The sequence below is a fragment of the Kitasatospora sp. NPDC096140 genome (assembly GCF_040303045.1).
Lineage (GTDB): Bacteria > Actinomycetota > Actinomycetes > Streptomycetales > Streptomycetaceae > Kitasatospora.
Genome location: NZ_JBEOUW010000044.1, coordinates 1 through 17035 on the forward strand (window position 1 = coordinate 1; position 17035 = coordinate 17035).

18 protein-coding genes are annotated in these 17035 nt (G+C 70.6%); 4 read left to right on the top strand and 14 right to left on the bottom strand.

All coding sequences use genetic code 11. From position 1 onward, the window contains the following. The 10 genes from ABT048_RS33345 to ABT048_RS33390 all read right to left on the bottom strand — a co-directional run. On the bottom strand, positions 1–278 hold a 278-nt coding region (locus ABT048_RS33345; RefSeq protein WP_350525317.1), incomplete at its 3' end, for a helix-turn-helix domain-containing protein. 212 nt (positions 279–490) lie between these two features. Beyond that, entirely contained in the window at positions 491–1015 is a 525-nt protein-coding gene (locus ABT048_RS33350; RefSeq protein ID WP_350525318.1) for an RICIN domain-containing protein, read from the bottom strand. Positions 1016–1051: 36 nt separating this feature from the next. Continuing rightward, positions 1052–2092 (bottom strand): AraC-like ligand-binding domain-containing protein, encoded by a 1041-nt coding sequence (locus tag ABT048_RS33355; RefSeq protein ID WP_350525319.1) that lies wholly within the window; start codon positions 2090–2092, stop codon positions 1052–1054. A gap of 174 nt (positions 2093–2266) precedes the next feature. Continuing rightward, positions 2267–3481 carry an acyl-CoA dehydrogenase family protein gene (locus tag ABT048_RS33360; RefSeq protein WP_350525320.1) on the bottom strand — a complete coding sequence of 405 codons (1215 nt, stop codon included), beginning with the start codon at positions 3479–3481 and terminating at the stop codon, positions 2267–2269. 3 nt (positions 3482–3484) lie between these two features. Then, a complete protein-coding gene (locus tag ABT048_RS33365; protein ID WP_350525321.1) occupies positions 3485–4513 on the bottom strand; it encodes a phosphotransferase family protein in 1029 nt (342 codons plus the stop codon). A gap of 139 nt (positions 4514–4652) precedes the next feature. After that, the gene (locus ABT048_RS33370; protein WP_350525322.1) at positions 4653–5162 is read right to left on the bottom strand and encodes a hypothetical protein; all 510 of its coding nucleotides are present in this window, start codon (positions 5160–5162) and stop codon (positions 4653–4655) included. A gap of 4 nt (positions 5163–5166) precedes the next feature. Continuing rightward, positions 5167–6780: a WXG100-like domain-containing protein gene (locus ABT048_RS33375; RefSeq protein WP_350525323.1), complete on the bottom strand. Its 1614-nt coding sequence runs from the start codon at positions 6778–6780 to the stop codon at positions 5167–5169. A 240-nt stretch (positions 6781–7020) separates the two neighbouring features. Then, positions 7021–7590 carry a GNAT family N-acetyltransferase gene (locus ABT048_RS33380; protein ID WP_350525324.1) on the bottom strand — a complete coding sequence of 190 codons (570 nt, stop codon included), beginning with the start codon at positions 7588–7590 and terminating at the stop codon, positions 7021–7023. 76 nt (positions 7591–7666) lie between these two features. Continuing rightward, positions 7667–7876: a DUF397 domain-containing protein gene (locus tag ABT048_RS33385; RefSeq protein WP_350525325.1), complete on the bottom strand. Its 210-nt coding sequence runs from the start codon at positions 7874–7876 to the stop codon at positions 7667–7669. Position 7877: 1 nt separating this feature from the next. Further along, positions 7878–8705, bottom strand: coding sequence for a helix-turn-helix domain-containing protein (locus tag ABT048_RS33390; RefSeq protein ID WP_350525326.1), 828 nt, complete (start codon positions 8703–8705; stop codon positions 7878–7880). Between the two features lie 137 nt (positions 8706–8842). Between ABT048_RS33390 and ABT048_RS33395 the strand changes: the two genes are divergently transcribed. The 3 genes from ABT048_RS33395 to ABT048_RS33405 all read left to right on the top strand — a co-directional run bounded on the left by ABT048_RS33395 (position 8843) and on the right by ABT048_RS33405 (position 10834). Next, positions 8843–9181 carry a recombinase family protein gene (locus ABT048_RS33395; protein WP_350525327.1) on the top strand — a complete coding sequence of 113 codons (339 nt, stop codon included), beginning with the start codon at positions 8843–8845 and terminating at the stop codon, positions 9179–9181. After that, a complete protein-coding gene (locus ABT048_RS33400; protein ID WP_350525328.1) occupies positions 9178–9414 on the top strand; it encodes a hypothetical protein in 237 nt (78 codons plus the stop codon). The genes ABT048_RS33395 and ABT048_RS33400 overlap by 4 nt, the downstream gene beginning before the upstream one ends. Positions 9415–9574: 160 nt before the next feature. Continuing rightward, a complete protein-coding gene (locus ABT048_RS33405; protein WP_350525329.1) occupies positions 9575–10834 on the top strand; it encodes a polysaccharide deacetylase family protein in 1260 nt (419 codons plus the stop codon). 92 nt (positions 10835–10926) lie between these two features. Here the strand turns inward: ABT048_RS33405 and ABT048_RS33410 are convergent, their stop codons facing one another. Next, positions 10927–12936, bottom strand: coding sequence for a transglycosylase domain-containing protein (locus tag ABT048_RS33410; RefSeq protein ID WP_350525330.1), 2010 nt, complete (start codon positions 12934–12936; stop codon positions 10927–10929). 249 nt (positions 12937–13185) lie between these two features. On the opposite strand from ABT048_RS33410, the gene ABT048_RS33415 reads away from it, so the two are divergent. After that, positions 13186–14295, top strand: a complete 1110-nt coding sequence (locus ABT048_RS33415; protein WP_350525331.1) for a hypothetical protein — start codon at positions 13186–13188, stop codon at positions 14293–14295. Between the two features lie 230 nt (positions 14296–14525). Here the strand turns inward: ABT048_RS33415 and ABT048_RS33420 are convergent, their stop codons facing one another. The 3 genes from ABT048_RS33420 to ABT048_RS33430 form a co-directional block, all read right to left on the bottom strand. Then, complete coding sequence (locus tag ABT048_RS33420) at positions 14526–15425, bottom strand: Gfo/Idh/MocA family protein (protein WP_350525332.1); 900 nt, start codon at positions 15423–15425, stop codon at positions 14526–14528. Positions 15426–15558: 133 nt separating this feature from the next. Next, positions 15559–16230 carry an O-methyltransferase gene (locus ABT048_RS33425; RefSeq protein WP_350525333.1) on the bottom strand — a complete coding sequence of 224 codons (672 nt, stop codon included), beginning with the start codon at positions 16228–16230 and terminating at the stop codon, positions 15559–15561. 124 nt (positions 16231–16354) lie between these two features. After that, positions 16355–17026 (bottom strand): DedA family protein, encoded by a 672-nt coding sequence (locus ABT048_RS33430; RefSeq protein WP_350525334.1) that lies wholly within the window; start codon positions 17024–17026, stop codon positions 16355–16357. Positions 17027–17035 lie beyond the last annotated feature (9 nt).

Genomic DNA, 17035 nt, shown 5'->3' on the forward strand with positions numbered 1-17035 from the left:
GCATCGGCTTCACGCAGGGCCCGGGTCAGGCCGGGCGCACGGCGGGCAAGGAGGTCGGTAACCGCACGGACGTAGGCGTGGGCGGTGCCGACGCTGATCCTGAAGCCGGCTGCGATCTGGGCGAGGGTGTCGTGCTTGCGCAGATAGACCAGCGCGACGATGGCTCGCTGCGAGGGCCGAAGCTTGCACCGGCGGTCACCCTCCCGGGTGACGATGAGCATGGTGACCCACTCCACGAGGGCGTGCGGCAGGTCCAGTGCGGCAGGATAGGTGACCAACGGGGCTCTCCGGCGGAACAGTTGAGACTTCAGACACCTCCCTCAACCGCCCGAGAGCCCCGTTCGTCATGCCCAGGCGCCGACAGCACCGCCGTCACCCGATCGGTGACCGCTCTGAAAAGGCTCAATGACCGCCCCCCGGCACCGGGTCTGCCCGCGACCCCCGTACGCGGGCAGGCCGGCGACTCGGGGGGACGGCTTCCCCGCCCGGGTCACAGCCAGTAGAAGCGCCACAGGGCCCCGCCCTGGCCGCCGTAGTTCCATTGCTGCACGGGCGCCCCGTTGAAGCTCGCGGAGTTCTCGACCTCCAGGGCCTTGTCGCTGGTGTTGAGAATCTTGTAGTAGTCATACGACTTGTACGACAGCTCGTGCAGATGAACCCAGATGGCACCGGGCTGGCCGACGCAGTCCCACTGCTGGGCGCGGGCGCCGTTCGACAGCGACGAGTCCTCGATCTCCAGGCACTTCCCGCTGTGGTCGTTGACGAGGTAGTGGTAGTTCGTTCCGGCGACGTCCCCGAAGCGCCAGTACGAACCGGGCTGGTTGTGGCAGTCCCACAGCTGCACCCGGGCGCCGTTCTGCGTCGAGGAGTTCTCGACCTCCAGACACCGGCCCTCGAAGTTCACGAGCTGGAACACCGGGATCTCCGAGGCGGCCCGGGCCGGCGCGGGTGCGGCCACGGTGACACCGGTCAGGGCGAGGCCGGCGGCTGCGGCGGAAGTGAGGAGTTTCTTCATGTGGTTTCCCCCGGGAAGCGATGAACGGGGTGGTGATCACCCGCCCAGCCAGGTTAGGAGCGAGCCGTCCGCCCGGGTTTGCGCTGAGTGCAGGTTTTCTTGAGGGTTCGCGCAGGCGGCTCCGTGCGCGCTCTGCCGGCGGTGCTCGCGGGGCGTCAGCCCGTAGGCCTCGCGGAAGGCCCGGCTGAAGACGGCCGCGCTGGCGAACCCCCAGCGGGCGGCGATGCTGCGGATGGAGTGCTCGGCGAGCTCCGGCCGGGCGAGGTCGGCGCGGCAGCGTTCGAGGCGGCGCCGACGGATCAGTCTGCTGACGCTCTCCTCCTCACCCTGGAACAGCAGGTGCAGCGAACGCACGGAGACGTGGTGGCGCCCGGCGATCATCTCGGGCCCCAGGTCGGGATGGTCGAGGTTGTGCTCGATGAACACCTTGGCCTGCTCCAGCAGGGCTCGTGAGCGGGTCGTGGCGTCGACCTCGCGGGCGGCGTCGGCGGACTCGGCCAGGCAGACGGCGGCCAGGTCGCGGGCGATCCCTCCCAGCCGCTCCAGCTCCTCGGGCCCGCACTCGGCGGCGTGGTCGCCCAGGGAGGTGAGGAAGCGCGCCAGGATGGCGCCCGTCCCGCGGCGGGCGGAGATCTGCCGGGCGAGCAGGCGGTCGGTCTTGTCCGCGTTGACCGGCAGCGCGGTGCGGGGAATGTGCAGGATGAGGGCCTGGCTGGTGCCGTCCTCGTACCGCGTGCCGGCCTCGAACGGCCGTGAGGTGTCCCAGAGCACCAACTCCCCGCTGACCGGCCCGGAGTCGTTCCCGTGCTGGGAGATCCACATCGGGTTCCTCCCCCCGACCAGGGCCAGCTGGTACTGCTCGGGGTCGCTGCGTCGGGTCAGCGCCGAGGGCCGACGCGAACGCACCGGCGGGTGGCAGTGCGCCGACACCCGGACCGGACCGAGGTCCAGCACGGCGGCCTCCGCACGGAAGTCGGCGGCCTCCGGGCTGGAGACCGTCACCGGGACCAGGTCCCGGGCGACCATGTCGGTGAACCACGCGAACCGGTCCTGTGCCGGTACACCGGCATTGGACATCGTCGACCACATCGCCATGACCCCCCGTCACTCCGGCCGCCTGCCTTTCCGGACGGCCGAGCCGACAGTCTAGTTTTCCCCGCAGCACGGCTTCCGGGCAGGTCAGCGCCGGAACGGGACTGCCGACCCGGTGTTCGACCAGGTCGGCAGGCGGGGCTTTCGACGGTGGGGCGGCTACCGCCGGTACCGCTTCAGCTCCCGGCGGGCCAGCGAGCGCTTGTGGACCTCGTCCGGGCCGTCGGCGAGGCGCAGGGTGCGGTTGCCGGCCCAGAGCTGGGCGAGCGGGGTGTCCTGGCTGACGCCGGCGGCGCCGTGGGCCTGGACGGCCTTGTCGAGGATCCACTCGACGGTGCGCGGGGTGGCGATCTTGATCGCCTGGATCTCGGTGTGCGCGCCCCGGTTGCCGACGGTGTCCATCAGCCAGGCGGTCTTGAGGACGAGGAGCCGCAACTGCTCGATCCGCACGCGCGATTCGGCGATCCAGTCCTGCACCACGCCCTGCTCGGCGAGCGGCTTGCCGAAGGCGACCCGCTCGCCGGCGCGGCGGCACATCAGCTCCAGCGCCCGCTCGGCGATGCCGATGGCCCGCATGCAGTGGTGGATCCGGCCCGGCCCCAGCCGGGCCTGGGCGATGGCGAAGCCCGTCCCCTCCTCGCCGATCAGGTGGGCCGCCGGAACGCGGACGTCCTCGAACAGCACCTCGGCGTGGCCGCCGTGGTCGGCGTCGTCGTAGCCGAAGACCGTCATGCCGCGCTTCACGGTCACACCGGGGGTGTCGCGCGGGACGAGCACCATGCTCTGCTGGCGGTGCGGCTCGGCGTCGGGGTCCGTCTTGCCCATCACGATGAGCAGCCTGCACTCCGGGTTCATCGCCCCGGTGATGTACCACTTGCGGCCGTTGATCACGTACTCGTCGCCGTCCCGCTCGATCCGGGTGGCGATGTTGGTGGCGTCCGAGGACGCCACCTCGGGCTCGGTCATCGCGAAGGCGGAGCGGATCTCGGCGTCGAGGAGGGGGCGCAGCCACCGCTCGCGCTGCTCGGCGCTGCCGAACTGGGCGAGCAGCTCCATGTTGCCGGTGTCCGGGGCCGCGCAGTTGAGCGCGGGCGGGGCCAACTGCGGGCTGCGGCCGGTGATCTCGGCGAGCGGGGCGTACTGCAGGTTGGTCAGGCCGGCGCCGTGCTCACCCGGCATGAAGAGGTTCCACAGCCCCTGCTTGCGGGCCTCGGCCTGCAGGTCCGCGACGACCGGCGGCACGGCCCACGGCGCGCGGGCCGGGTCGGCGAGCTGCGCGGCGAGGACGGCCTCGGCGGGGTGGACGTGCTCGTCCATGAAGGCGAGCAGCTGCTCGCGGAGCTCGGTCGTCCGGGCGTCGTACGCGAAGTCCATCGGTCAGTTCTCCTTGAGGGTGTTCAGGCCGTGGCGGGCGAGGATCGGGGCCATCTCGCCCGCCCGCTCGAAACCCGCGCCGAGGGTGCGGCCCTGCTGGAAGCGGAAGAAGATGCCCTCGGCGACGGCGGCGAGCTTGAACGAGGCGAAGGCCACGTACCAGTCCAGGTCGGCGGCCTGACGGCCGGTCGCCTCGGCGTACCGGGAGACGATCTCGTCGGGCTTCGGGAAGCCGGGGGCGGTCATGGCGGAGGGGATGATGCCGCCGCCGACGCCGGCCAGTTCGGTGTACATCACCAGCAGGCCGACGTCGGTGAGCGGGTCGCCGAGGGTGGACATCTCCCAGTCGAGCACGGCGGCGATGGCGTCACCGTCGTCGACGAGGACGTTGTCGAGGCGGTAGTCCCCGTGCACCAGCGCGGGCGCGGGGGACGTCGGCAGCCGCTCGGCGAGCGCGGCGTGCAACCGGTCCAGGGCGGGCAGGTCGCGGCTGCGGGAGGCGGCGAGCTGCTTGGACCAGCGGCGCAGCTGGCGTTCCAGGTAGCCGTCGGGGTGACCGAAGTCGGCGAGACCGACGGCAGCCGGGTCGATCCGGTGGAGGGTGGCGAGGGTGTCGACCAGGCGGCGGCCGAGGGCCTGGACGCGCCGCTCGCCGAGGGAGGCGAGGTCGGCGGCGTCGCGGTGGGCGGTGCCGGTGACGTACTCCATGAGGTACCAGGGCGCGCCGAGGACGTCCGTGCCCGGATCGAGGAGGAGGGTGTCCGGCACCGGGACGCCGGTGTCGCGCAGCGCGGTCATGACGCGGTACTCGCGGCCCATGTCGTGCGCGGTGGCGAGGACGTGCCCGAGTGGCGGGCGGCGCAGCACCCAGCGGGAGGAGCCGTCGGAGAGGACGTAGGTGAGGTTCGAGCGGCCGCCCTCGATGAGGTCGGCCCACAGCTGCCCCCGGACGGCCCCGGGGAGTTCCCGGTCGAGGTGGGCGCGCAACCGCACCAGGTCCACCCCGGGCGGCGAGGCAGGGGTCTCGGACATCGGGCGACTCCTTGGTCTCGGGTTGACTAAGCGCTTGCTTAGCATTCAGCCGCGGAAGGCCCCTGTCAATGCCACGACCCCCCGAGCCACACGGCTCAGGGGGTCGTCCGAATGGGCTCCTGGCCCGATCACGCGTTCGTCAGCTTGCCGCGACGTCCAGGGCATCCAGGGTGGCGGGATCGAGGGCGACGGCAGGCTCGGCGGAGAGGTGCTCACGCCAGGGCTTGATCTGCACTCGGCGGATACCGAAGTTAAAGGCCCAGCTCTCGTCGGGGACGAGCTCTCCGCCACGCTCGTACATGACAATGAGGGGCTCGAACGGCTCCGGCAGGTCGGGCAGTTGAATGCCCGCAGTGTCCCGCAGGGTCGCCCACCGCACGGCCGCACGGCAGGCGTTCTCGGTCGAGATGCCGCCGACGTGTGCGATAAGGAAGTCCTCAAGCCGCTCGGCCACCACGGGGTCCACCTGGATCTCTGGGGCCAGCGCTCCGGCGATGTCGAAGATGGGCCACTTCGGCGGACCGCCCAGCACCTCGGCCCAGAGCGAGGCCCGGCGAAGGTACTCGACCATCAGTCGGGACATGGAGATCGCATGCGCGTTGTGACCCTCCATGTTGGTCCACTTGATGCCGGCAAGGCGTTCCATCATTGCGTCAGTGCGACTTATGCTCATTCGCGCGCCACCACTCCAGGGCTGATTGGGCCAGCAGATCGATGTTCGAGAAGTCACTCGCGATTGGCACGTCGGGCGGCAGGATCCCGAGCTCCCTCCAGTGATTCAGAGTACCTTCCATGGTGAGCGGGAATCCACTTCCGGATTTGGGGGCCAAGTCATGTGCGCCGACATTGCCCGGACGAGGCTCGTAGTCGTCCACCCACGCACTCGGATCCTCCGAACGGTACGGCACACCGGCCTTCATGAGGACGCTCTCGACGTACTCGTGGGCGATGACGCCGCGGACGATTCCGGCGGTCGATTCCGTGACATTCCAGTTCCTGGCCCGAAGCCAGTAGGTGGCCAGCTCGTTGTGGGCGTTGAAATACTCCCCGTCCACGACCTTGCCGGGGCCGAACTGTACCGTGTGTTTGGTCAGGAAGAGGTGTTCCTTGGCCTTGGCGACAATGCTCTCGTCGATCTCCAGATTTTCCGCGATCCGAGGAACGTCGTCCGTCATCTCCCGAATCTGCTCGTATTTCGGCAGGGCCTCCGGATCGCTTCGTGCGGCGTATTCCGCCTTGAGGTCACCGGCCGGAAGACCCTCCGAGGCCGGCGGAACGCGGTCCGGCGTCAGGTTCGCGCCTGAGGTGCCAGGATGAACTCCAGAACCGGCCGGCTCCTCCGGCGCCGGTGCACCGGGTCGATTGCGAGGTCCGGCAGCGCCGCCGACAGCGCCGAGGACGAGGTCCAGGGGCATGACGGGCCCGGTCTTGAACGCGGCGTCGTAGCCGTAGGTGAGGCCGGCACCGGTGACCATGCGGCCGGGAAGGGTGTCGGCGGCGTTGGCCACCCTGGCGAGACCGTTGAGGACGACCGAGGCGCTCTCGGCGCTCTCGGCGGCGGCAGCCACGGCACGCCCGCCAGCGCCGAGGCCGCCGCCGGCCGCGCCCATGATGCCGCCGGTCTCGGCCGAGTCGGCGGCCTCGGTGAGGCTGTAGCCGCCGTCACCGAAGAACTCCACCCGGATCGGCTGAGCCACGGCAACGTCCACGGCGATCGCCTCGACCGCACCGAACACGGCACCGACCAGAATCGTGGCCGCGATCGTGGCCACGACCTCGGAGACCGCGACACCGACCGACGCGGCGGTGGCGACGATGCCCGCGGCGGTGGCGACGGCGATGTCCGCCGAGATACTGAAAGTGACGAACGCGAGGGCGCCACCCACGAGCAGAGTGCCGCCGACGATCGCGGCCTCCTCCTCCAGCTTCTTGATCGCCTTGTCGACCTCGTGGGCGAACTCCCGCAGCGCCTTGGCCAGACTCCGGCACGCCTCCGCGGTGTCGGGCAGCCAGCCCTTGCCCTTGCCCGCGCTGTCCTTGCCGCCGTAGTACTGCCCCCAGAACGTGCCGAACGCGTCGATCGCGGGGCCGTGGTTGTTGGCGACGATGGCGGCCGCGGCCTGATTGGTCGGCGCGGTCACGTTGTCGATGGCCGTGGCCATCGCCTCCCACGCGTCGGCGACCTTGCGCAGCTTGCCCGGGTCGGCATCCGGCCACCACATACCGGTGACCTTCTGGACGGCCTTCGCGACCGTGGACTCACCCACAGACCTTCGCCCCGTCATCCCCCATGGCGTTTCCCCCTACGCGTTCGTCGATCTCCGCACTCGTGTGATGAGGTCGACGAACGACGTGACATGGTTTCAGGACAGGTGCGTGACACCGGTCACGTCCGCGATACCACAGAACGGTACGGCCAGATGTCGCTGAACTCACCGACAGGACCGCCAGCCGCCGATCGAGAGGCTGTGGTGGTGGCCGTTAGGGCTGGACCGGCCGCCGCGGGGTCACGGGCGCCGCTGCTCCCAGTCGGCCCGGACGAGGTCGTACTCGACCTCGCCGTGCTCGGAACCCGGGATCGCGTCGGGCCAGTCCCCGGTGAAGTTCCGGAGGAACGACAGGCCCGACTTCTCCATCACCCGCCGGGACCCGGTGTTCACCGCCATCGTGTTCGCGGTGACCCGCTCCACCCGGAGGTCGGTGAAGCCCTTGTCGATCAGGGCGCGCGAGCCCTCCGTGGCGTAGCCCTTGCCCCAGGCGGCCTTGTTGAGGCGGTACCCGAGTTCCACGACGAACGGGCTCTGGTCGTCGAGGGGGCGCAGCTCGAACCAGCCGAGGAAGGCGCCGGTGGCTCGGTCGTCGGCGGCCCAGAAGCCGCGGGTGCCGAAGGCCGGGTAGTCGTGGAGGAGTCGCGGCAGGGTGCGTGTCTGGATCGCCTCGCGGGTGGTCGGCTTGCCCCCGTTGATGAAGCGCATCACGTCGGGGTCGCTGTCCAGGGCGAACAGGCCGTCGACGTCGGTCTCGGTGTCGGCGAACGGGCGCAGCACGAGCCGCTCGGTTTCCAGGAAGACATGCATCCCGTGATCATCATTCCCGGACGGCGGCACACGCCAGCGAATTTGTGGCCCCCGGGCCCAGCCCGGGGGCCACGGGTCAGAGCTCGCCGGCGGCGACGGCGGCGACGAACGACCGCCAGGCGTCGGAGGTGAAGACGAGGGTGGGCCCCTCGGGGTCCTTGGAGTCACGGACGGGAACGACGCCGGGGAAGTCCGGCGCCACCTCGACGCAGTTGCCACCGTTCTGGCTGTAGCTGGACTTGACCCAGGTAGCGCCGGTCAGAGTCACGCCGTCAGTGCGGGTCATTTCAAAGATCCTTCCGAGCTGCGCGGATCGCGGCGAGGGACACCACGTCCGAACTGGCGCCCACCTGAAGCCGATCGTAGTCCCTGGCCCACGCTGTTACGGTCTCGGCTTCCCTGGTGAGATATCCACGCGCCTGGGACTCCGTGTATCCGAGCATGCTGCGGTCGGGCATCGTCAGCAGCACCACCGGCAGGGCGAGCGATCTGTGCTCGCCCATCGAGAACGGCGCCACCTGGATGATGGTCCTCGGGCGCTCGAACAGCTCCGCCAACCGATCGAACTGCTCCTGCATGACAGCCGGACCGCCTACCAGCCTTCGAATGCAACTCTCATCCAACACCGCATGGACCAGCGGCATGTCCACACTGTTGAGGCGCTGCTGACGAGTGAGAAGGTAGGAGACCCGAGCCTCGGCCTCCTCGCTGGTGATGACTCCCCGACGCACGTCGGCCGCCGCCAGAGTCTCTGCGTATGCCTTGGTCTGGAACAGCCCGGGAACGACGCCCAACTCGAACTGCCGCAGCTCAACAGCCTTCGCCTCATGTGCTGCAAACTCCGCGAAGCCCTCCAGAAGTGATCCCCCACCGCTCAGGCTCCAGTAGGTCAGCTCCAGAGTCCCACCAGTGTTCAGAACCCGGTCGGCCTCGATGACCCAGTCGAGTGTGGGACTGCGTGTACCTCTTTCGAGGTTTGAAATCTGACTGTCACTCAAGGATGTGAGCCGCCCAAGCTCCGCCTGGGTCAGACCAGCCGCCTTGCGTGCCTTGCGTAGTTGGGCTCCGAACGCCTCCAGAGGAGATGCCGAAGGATTGAGCTCCGTCTCACGCATAATCAGACCTCCACGGCTGGCTGAATCCCACGCCAGAGACTGTCAAGTGGGAAAGCCTTCCGATCGTAAGGGCCAGCACGCCAACATGGCTACACCGCGTGAAAAGCCGAACGCGAAGTGCAACCATGGAGACATCTATGTCCTGCCCCACCCCCACGCCGTCCTTCCAGGTCGTCCTCTACCTGACCAAGGCCAACTCCTCCTTCCCCGAGCGCGAGTTGCGGGCGTGCGAGGACTACGCCAAGGCCTTCAACTGGGGCATCGACCTCATCGTCGTGGACGACGAGGCCGCCACGAAGGGGCCCGACCACCGCCCCATGCTCCGCGCCGCTCTGCAGCGGGTCCTCGACCGGCAGGCCGGCGCCATCCTCGTCCCCAGCAAGTCCGCCATCTCCCCGATCGAGGGCGAGTTCGCCGACTTCTCCAAGCGTGTCGAGAAGGCCTCCGGCTTCATCCAGGTGGCGACCCGGCGATGACCGATCACCTCCCCGCCACCCCTCCCCCTCCCCCTCCGCCCTCCCCCGCCCGGTTCGAGATCCGCCTGATCGACTCCTCCAGCCCGCACTTCGTCGCGCTGGAGTGCTGGGGGCTCTGGGACCGCGAGCGCAACGAGTTCCTCCGCGTGACCGGCTCCTCGGACCGGGTCAGGCGCTTCTACACCGTCGCGGCCGCTGCAGCCTTCCGCGCTTTCGCGCGAGAAGTCAGATGAACCGTCAGACCCCGTGATACGTACGCCAGTTGCCACCGCACCCCCGCCTCGACAGGCGTCGATCAAAGATGTTCTGATGATCCCTCCATTTCGATCATTTATCCGAACATCTACTGACTTGCGTCAGTGAAGTGGGGGTCCGGTGCGGATTGCGCGCGGCATGAACGGTCTGCTTGTGGGAGTCGTTTCCTCCCTCGTCCTGACCACGGCTTGCTCCGGCGTGCAGAGCAGACCCACCGCCACCGGCACCACCCCCGCGGGCCCGACGTCCAGCACCCCGTCCGAGGCACCCACCGACACCCCCGCTCCAACCCCGACCCCCACCCCGACCCCCACCTGGGACGGCCAGGTGAAGGTGCTCGGCGACGGCTCCACCTCCGACACCGGACCGCAGCCCAAGCAGCCGAAGCCCGAGAAGCTGAAGCCCGGCGAGCGGCCGCCGCAGTTCGTCGTCTTCTCCTGGGACGGCGCTCTGGAGGGCGACGAGCGCCTGTTCTCCCGCTTCCGCAAGCTGGGGGTGGAGAACAACGCCCAGATGACCTTCTTCCTGAGCGGCCTCTACACCCTCCCCAAGTCCAAGCGCTCCCTCTACCACCCCCCGCAGCACGACGCCGGCTCCGCGTCCATCGACTTCGCCACCGACCCCCACATCAAGGACACCCTGGAGCAACTGCGCCTGGCCTGGCTGGACGGCAACGAGATCGGTACCCACTTCAACGGCCACTTCTGCGGCCCCCAGCCCGGCGGCGGCGGTGACTGGTCCACCGACGAGTGGAAGAGCGAGCTCGACCAGGCGATCTCCTTCGTCACCAACTGGAAGACCAACACCGGCTTCAAGGACCTCCCGCCCCTCCCCTTCGACTACACCAAGGAGCTGGTCGGCGGCCGCGCCCCCTGCCTGGAGGGCCAGAAGAACCTGCTCGCCGCCGAGAAGGCGAAGGGCTTCCGCTACGACGCCAGCTCCCCGGGCGAGTTCCAGGTCTGGCCGGTCAAGAAGGAGGGCGTCTGGAACTTCCCGCTGCAGCTGCTGCCCTACCCCGCCTTGTCCTCCCAGCGCCTCTCGATGGACTTCAACTTCCTCTCCGTCCAGTCCGGGGAGAGCAGCACCAAGGGCGACCCGAAGAAGTTCGACACCTGGGAGAAGCAGACCAGGGAGAGCTACCTCGCCGGCTTCGAACGCGTCTACAACGGCAGCCGCGCCCCGCTCTTCATCGGCAACCACTTCGAGGACTGGAACGGCGGCATCTACATGCAGGCCATCGAGGACGTCATGAAGAGCGTCTGCAAGCGCGAGGAGGTCCGCTGCGTCTCCTTCCGCCAGGTCGCCGACTGGATGGACGCCCAGGACCCCAAGGTGCTCGACAAGCTGCGCGGGCTGGACCCCGGGCAACCGGCCGACTGGCCGCGCCTGGTCAAGTAGGCCGGCCCGTGGGGCCTGTGACACCACGGGCCCCACGGATATCACGCACACTACGGGCAGAACAGGCCTCACGAACCCCACGGCCGACGCGCCTACCGTCCTCCCACCGCCTTCATGTACGTCGTCCAGATCCGGCTCGGCAGCGCCGAGTCCGGGGTGTCCGGCGCCGCCCCGCCCAACCCCTCCAGCGGGAGCAGCTTCAGGTCCCGCAGGTCCGCCCGGAAGACGGTGACCGCCGTGGCCAGCTGCCCGCTGTAGCCGACGGACCACCCCGCCGTACGGTCCGTGGTGGTGCCAGGCTTCGCGGCCAGGTCCGGGCCGGCCTCCGCCGCCCACGTGGAACTGCCGCTGCGGACGGCGCCCTTGAGCGCCGCGTCCACCTCTCCCGCCACCGCCGCCGGCAGCGCCTGCACGGGCGTCGGCAGGCGCAGGTCGAGCGGGCTGCCGTTGCGGGTGATCCTGGACACCGAGTACGGCTCGGTGCGCTTGCCGCCGCCTGCGAAGGCTGTGTAGGCGTCCGCCGTCCTGATCGCGCTGGGCGTGGAGTTGCCGACCCCGAAGGCCGGTACCAGTTCGCCCATGCTGCCGGGGAGCAGCCCGAGGTCGGCGGCGGTCTTCTGCACCCGGTCCAGGCCGACGTCCATGCCGAGCTGCATCATCGGCCCGTTGACGGACTGCTCGACGGCGCTGCGCAGGCTGACCTGCCCCCAGTTGCGCTTGCCGTCGTTGGCGGTCTTCACGATCTTGCCGTCGCGCCCCCAGTACGGGCCCTCGGGCGTCAGCACGTTCACCCCGTTGTCCCCGTTGTAGGGGGTGGTGGGCGCCACGGGGGTGCGCTTGCCGCCGCGTTCGCGCTGGACTCCCTCGCTCAGCCCGGCGGCGTACACCACCGGCGTGAAGGCCGAACCGACGGGCACCGTGGTGGTGTTGGCGTTGTTGAAGCCCTGCTTGAGGTAGTCGGGCCCGCCGTAGAGCGCGACGATCCTGCCGTCGGGGGCCACCGAGGCGGCGCCGACCTTCAGGAGCCTGTCGGCCTCGCGGTTGTCGGGGTCGATCCCCTTGGTGGCCTCCTGGACGGCCGCGGCGAGGGCGGTGACCTTCGGCTTGTCGAAGGTGGTGTAGATCTGGTGGCCGCCGAGGTCGAACTGGGCGGGCGTGATGTCGCTGTGGCTCTCCACGTACGCCCTGGCCATGTCCACCAGGTAGCCGACCTGGCCGCTCAGCCCGGGGTTCTTCGGCTGCGGCTTCGGCTCGGGGAACACCGTGTACCGGGCGCGCTCTGCGCGGGAGAGCTTCCCGATCTCCACCATGCGGTCCAGGATCCAGGACCACCGTTCCTCGGCCCGCTCGTGGTTCTCCGGCCCGAGCGCCGGATCGTACTGCCCGGCCCCCTTCAGCAGGGCGGCGAGGAGGGCCCCTTCGCTCGGATCGAGCTGCGAGACGTCCTTGCCGTAGTACGCCGCCGCGGCCCGTTGGATGCCGTAGCTGCCGCGTCCGAACCAGCTGCTGTCGAGGTAGCCGGCCAGGATGTCGTCCTTGCTCATCCGGTCGTCCAGCTTGATCGCGATGACGGCTTCGCTGAGCTTGCGGTCCATGGACTGGCGCTGGTTCAGGTAGATGTTCTTGACGTACTGCTGGGTGATGGTCGAGCCGCCTTGGGTTTCGCCGCCGGAGACCATCTGCCACACCGCGCGGCCGATGCCCGTGGCCGAGATCCCCGGGTCCGAGTAGAAGGTCTCGTTCTCGGCGGCCAGCACGGCCCACCGCACCGGCTCCGGCACCCGGTCGAGCGGCACCTCCTGCCGGTTGGTCTCGCCGATCCGCGCCATCTCGGTGCCGTCGGCCCAGTAGTAGACGTTGTTCTGCTGGGTGGCGAAGGAGTTCAGGTCGTCGGGCACCTTGGTGGTCACGAAGAACCAGGCCAGCCAGCCCGTCAGCGCCACCGTCCCCACGCCGGCCACCAGGAGCAGCTGCCGCCAGGACGGCAGCCAGCGGCGCACCCCGCGCCGCCCGCGGCGCGGGTAGTCGATCCGGCGCACCGGGCGCCACCGCCGTCGTCCGGGCTCGTCCGCCCCGGTCGCGTCACCTCGCCGTGCACGCACAGTCCGCTCCCCGCTCCGTTCGTGGGCACAAGACCCCTTCGAACAGATAGACGGCTCCGGGGGTCGGCCCGGGCAGCGCGGAGACGGTGTGATCGTCGTCATACCGCGCGTGACGGCTGGTCAGCGGGCGCGCGGTGCCGGTCTGCCGACCTCCGCCGATGTCCGCTGATGTCCACCGATGTCCGCCGACGGCCCCGGCGGAACCGGACCTCCGCCGCACCCGCTCCGACCGCCCGTCAGAATGTCGTCATGAGGTTGATCCACACCGTTGTCGGTGCGCTGCTGCTCCTGCTGGTCGTCGGCAGCATCCTGCGCACCCTGGTCGTCCCCCGCGGGCTCTACTCGTCCCTGGTGAACCGGCTCTGGACGGTGCTGCGCGGCGTGCTGCGGCTCTCCGCCGCGCCGATCGGCGGCTACCGCGCGCAGGACCGGGCGCTCACCTGGCTGGCGCCGCTGGTCCTGCTGGGCATGCTCACGGTGTGGCTCAGCGGGATGCTGATCGCCTACACGCTGCTGCTGCACGGCACGTCCGATCTCGACTGGACGGTGTCCATCCGCGAGGCCGGGTCCAGCCTGTTCACCCTGGGCTTCGCGAGCGGCGACCGCCTGCACCTGTCCGCGATCGACTTCATGGCCGCCGCCAGCGGCCCGCTGGTGATCGCCCTGCAGATCTCCTACCTGCCGACCCTCTACGCCGCCTACCAGCGCCGCGAGACCGAGGTGACGCTGCTGCAGTCCCGGGCCGGCGAACCGGCCTGGGGCCCCGAGCTGCTGGCCCGCCAGTCCCTGGTGGACACCGAGACCGCGCTCCCCCAGCTCTACCGCGACTGGGAGCGCCTGGCCGCCGACATCGGCGAGAGCCACTCCAACTACCCCGTGCTGCTCTCCTTCCGCTCCCCGCAGCCGAACCGCAGCTGGGTGGTCGGCCTGATCTCGGTGATGGACGCCGCCGCCCTGCACCTCGCCCTGTGCCCGCGCACCTCCCCGCCGGAGGCCCGGCTGGTCCTGCGCGCCGGCTTCACCGCGCTGCGCGACATCGCCCGCTCGCTGCGCATCGACTTCGACCCCGACCCGGACCCGGACGTGCCGATCCGGCTGAGCTACGCCGAGTACCTGGGCGCCGTCGCGATGATCACCGCGGCCGGTTTCCCCCGCGAACGGCCGGTCGAGGACGCCTGGGCGCACTTCCACGGCTGGCGCGTCAACTACGAGGCCGTGGCGTACGAACTGGCCCGCCGCAGCGACGCCGTCCCCGCGCTCTGGACCGGCCCGCGCGACTTCCACGCACCGGTCATCCCCCCGGCCCGCCCCACCGACCGCCGCCCGGGACCGGACCGGCCGCCCCTGCCGCCGGCCTGACCGGACCGCCGGGCCCCACCGGCCCGTCGGATGCTCCTTTACGGTCCGCTCAGCGGTGCCGTTCGGCATCTGACAGCCGACGGCCGGGCGGGGCACCTCGGTGCTCCACCCGGCCGTCGTGTCCGTCCCGTCCGTCCCGTCCGTCCCGTCCGTCCTGTCCGTCCTGCCCCGTTGCGGCGTGTCCCGTCCCGTTGCGGGCCGGGGTCGCCCGTTGCGGGCCGGGGTCGGCCTCAGACCGCGACCGGTCCGCCCTCCGCCAGCGAGCGCTCGGCCGCGGCGAGGATCTCCACCACGCGCAGCCCGAAGTCCGCGTCGCAGGGGTGCGGCTCGCCGGAGGCCGCGGCGGACTGCAGGGCGCCCAGCGCCCGGTGCAGGGCGGCCTGCGGGCCCTCGCCGCGCTCCGGCAGCTGCACCACACCGTGCTCGCCGCGCAGCTCCATGCCCGTGCCGCCCGCCGCGAGCGGCGCGGTCAGGCTCAGCGCGAGCGTGCTGGACGCGCCGCCGGCGTGCCGCAGCACCAGGTGCACGGCGTCCATCGGGCCGGCCACCGCCGTCACCTGCGTCGCGTCGCCGAGCACCGGCAGCAGCACGGACAGCGCGTGCGGGCCGACGTCCCACAGCGAACCCTTCTCCCGGCGCCACGGCGAGGCCGCGTACGGGCTGGTGCTGCCGGGCACGAACACCGAGCCGTACCAGTCCGAGCGGCCGGTGTACCAGCCGCCCAGCGCCGCCTGCTCCTCGATCCACGGGATCTGCGGGCCGCCGAAGCGCACCGTGAAGAACACCACCGAGGCGACCTTCTGCGCGCGGACCGCCTCGGCGACGGCCTCGGCGTCCGGCACGGTCAGCGCGACCGGCTTGTCCAGCAGCAGGTGGCAGCCGGCCTCGGCGGCCCGCACCGCGAGGTCCGCCTGCACCGTCGGGGGCAGCGCGACGGAGACCGCGTCCACGTCGGCCAGCAGCCGGTCGAGGTCCGCGTACCCGGGCACGCCGTGCGCCGCGCCCAGGGCCTCGGCCGCCTCCGGGCGGCGGCCCCAGACGCCGGTGAACTCCAGCCCGGGGTGTTCCGCCAGCACGGGCGCGTGCACCCGCTCCGCCCAGGTGCCGGTGCCCAGCAGTCCGATCCGCACGATGTCTCCGTCTCCGTTCCGTTCCTTGCCGGCGCCGGCCATCCGGCCGTTGCCGACCGTTCCCTGCCGTCGCCGACCGTTCCTCGCCGACCCCGGCCGTTCCTCGCCGTTGCGCGCTTCCGTGCGCGCCGGCTCAGTGCTGCACGCGGGCGAGCGTGAAGCCGTCGTAGCCCTTGCTGCCGACCGTCTGCACCGAGGTCGCGGTGACCCTCGGCTCGGCCGCGATCAGCTCGTGCAGCGCCCGGGTGCCGACCACCGCCGCGTCGGTGCTGGCCGCGTCGGCGACCGCGCCGCCGCGCACCACGTTGTCGACGATGATCAGCGAGCCCGGCCGGGTCAGCTGGAGCGCCCGGCGGAAGTACTCGGGGTTGCTCGGCTTGTCCGCGTCGATGAAGACCAGGTCGAACGGCTCCGCGCCCTGCTCCACCAGTGCCGCCAGCGAGTCGGCGGCCCGGCCCAGCCGCACCTCGGCGACGTCCTCCAGCCCTGCGGCGGCCAGGTTGCCGCGTGCCACCTCGGCGTGCCGCGGGTCGATCTCCAGGGTGATCAGGGCGCCGTCCGCGGGCAGCGCCCGGGCCAGCCAGATCGCGCTGTACCCGCCGAGCGTGCCGACCTCCAGGATCCGCTTCGCGCCCTGGGTCAGCGCCAGCAGGTGCAGCAGTTTGCCCTGGTTGGGGGCCACCGCGATCTTCGGCAGCCCGGCCGCGTCGGCGGCGGCCGCCGCCGACTCCAGCACCGGGTCGTGCCCGACCAGCTGCTCGGAGAAGTACGCGTCCACGGCGTCCCAGGTCGGCTGCAACGTCATCGGGCCCTCCAGAGTGCAAAGACCGGCAGGTACTCCGGTGATGCTACTCCGAGGGCCCGATGGCTCCGGGGCGGCCGTTCGTCACGGTCCGCAGCCGGATTGTCACTGCGTCGTCAGTGCACGGTCACTCCGCGACCGGGGCCGTCGCCGCCCCGGCGGTGGCGGCGGCCGCCGCCTGCTCCGCCTCGATCTTCGCGTGGGTCTTCGCCGCCCGGCGCTTCATGATCCAGGCCGACAGGCCGCCGATCACGACCGCGGCGGCCAGACCGGCCCAGGAGAAGCGGGCCAGCCACGGCTCGATGCTCTTGCCCACCTTGTAGACCAGCATCGCCGTGCCGCCGGCCCAGATCACGCCGCCCAGCACGTTGGCGATCAGGAACTTCCAGTACGGCATCTTCAGCGCGCCCGCCAGCGGACCGGCGAAGATGCGCAGCAGGGCGATGAAGCGGCCGAAGAAGACCGCCCACATGCCCCACTTCTGGAACGAGCGCTCGGCGGTGGCCAGGTGCGAGGGCCCGAAGTGCTTGGGGAACTTGCGTCCCAGCTTCTCGAAGAGCGGCTTGCCCCCCTTGCGCCCGATCGAGTAGCCGATCGAGTCGCCGATGATCGCGCCCGCGATCGCGACGCCCGCCACGCCCCACGGGCTCACCACGCCCTTGACCGCCATCAGCGACGCCGTGACCAGGGCGATCTCGCCGGGCAACGGGATGCCCAGCGACTCGATGAGGATGATCAGACCGACGACGGCGTACACCGCCGTCGGTGGAATGCCCTCGATCCAGGCGTCGATGTGCAAGGCCAGTAC

What these genes read in the sequence shown, in the direction of transcription:
- ABT048_RS33350 (WP_350525318.1), bottom strand. Translation starts at nt 1,015, where the DNA reads ATGAAGAAACTCCTCACTTCCGCCGCAGCCGCCGGCCTCGCCCTGACC.
- ABT048_RS33355 (WP_350525319.1), bottom strand. Translation starts at nt 2,092, where the DNA reads ATGTCCAATGCCGGTGTACCGGCACAGGACCGGTTCGCGTGGTTCACC.
- ABT048_RS33360 (WP_350525320.1), bottom strand. Translation starts at nt 3,481, where the DNA reads ATGGACTTCGCGTACGACGCCCGGACGACCGAGCTCCGCGAGCAGCTG.
- ABT048_RS33365 (WP_350525321.1), bottom strand. Translation starts at nt 4,513, where the DNA reads ATGTCCGAGACCCCTGCCTCGCCGCCCGGGGTGGACCTGGTGCGGTTG.
- ABT048_RS33370 (WP_350525322.1), bottom strand. Translation starts at nt 5,162, where the DNA reads ATGATGGAACGCCTTGCCGGCATCAAGTGGACCAACATGGAGGGTCAC.
- ABT048_RS33380 (WP_350525324.1), bottom strand. Translation starts at nt 7,590, where the DNA reads ATGCATGTCTTCCTGGAAACCGAGCGGCTCGTGCTGCGCCCGTTCGCC.
- ABT048_RS33385 (WP_350525325.1), bottom strand. Translation starts at nt 7,876, where the DNA reads ATGACCCGCACTGACGGCGTGACTCTGACCGGCGCTACCTGGGTCAAG.
- ABT048_RS33390 (WP_350525326.1), bottom strand. Translation starts at nt 8,705, where the DNA reads ATGCGTGAGACGGAGCTCAATCCTTCGGCATCTCCTCTGGAGGCGTTC.
- ABT048_RS33395 (WP_350525327.1), top strand. Translation starts at nt 8,843, where the DNA reads ATGTCCTGCCCCACCCCCACGCCGTCCTTCCAGGTCGTCCTCTACCTG.
- ABT048_RS33400 (WP_350525328.1), top strand. Translation starts at nt 9,178, where the DNA reads ATGACCGATCACCTCCCCGCCACCCCTCCCCCTCCCCCTCCGCCCTCC.
- ABT048_RS33405 (WP_350525329.1), top strand. Translation starts at nt 9,575, where the DNA reads ATGAACGGTCTGCTTGTGGGAGTCGTTTCCTCCCTCGTCCTGACCACG.
- ABT048_RS33415 (WP_350525331.1), top strand. Translation starts at nt 13,186, where the DNA reads ATGAGGTTGATCCACACCGTTGTCGGTGCGCTGCTGCTCCTGCTGGTC.
- ABT048_RS33425 (WP_350525333.1), bottom strand. Translation starts at nt 16,230, where the DNA reads ATGACGTTGCAGCCGACCTGGGACGCCGTGGACGCGTACTTCTCCGAG.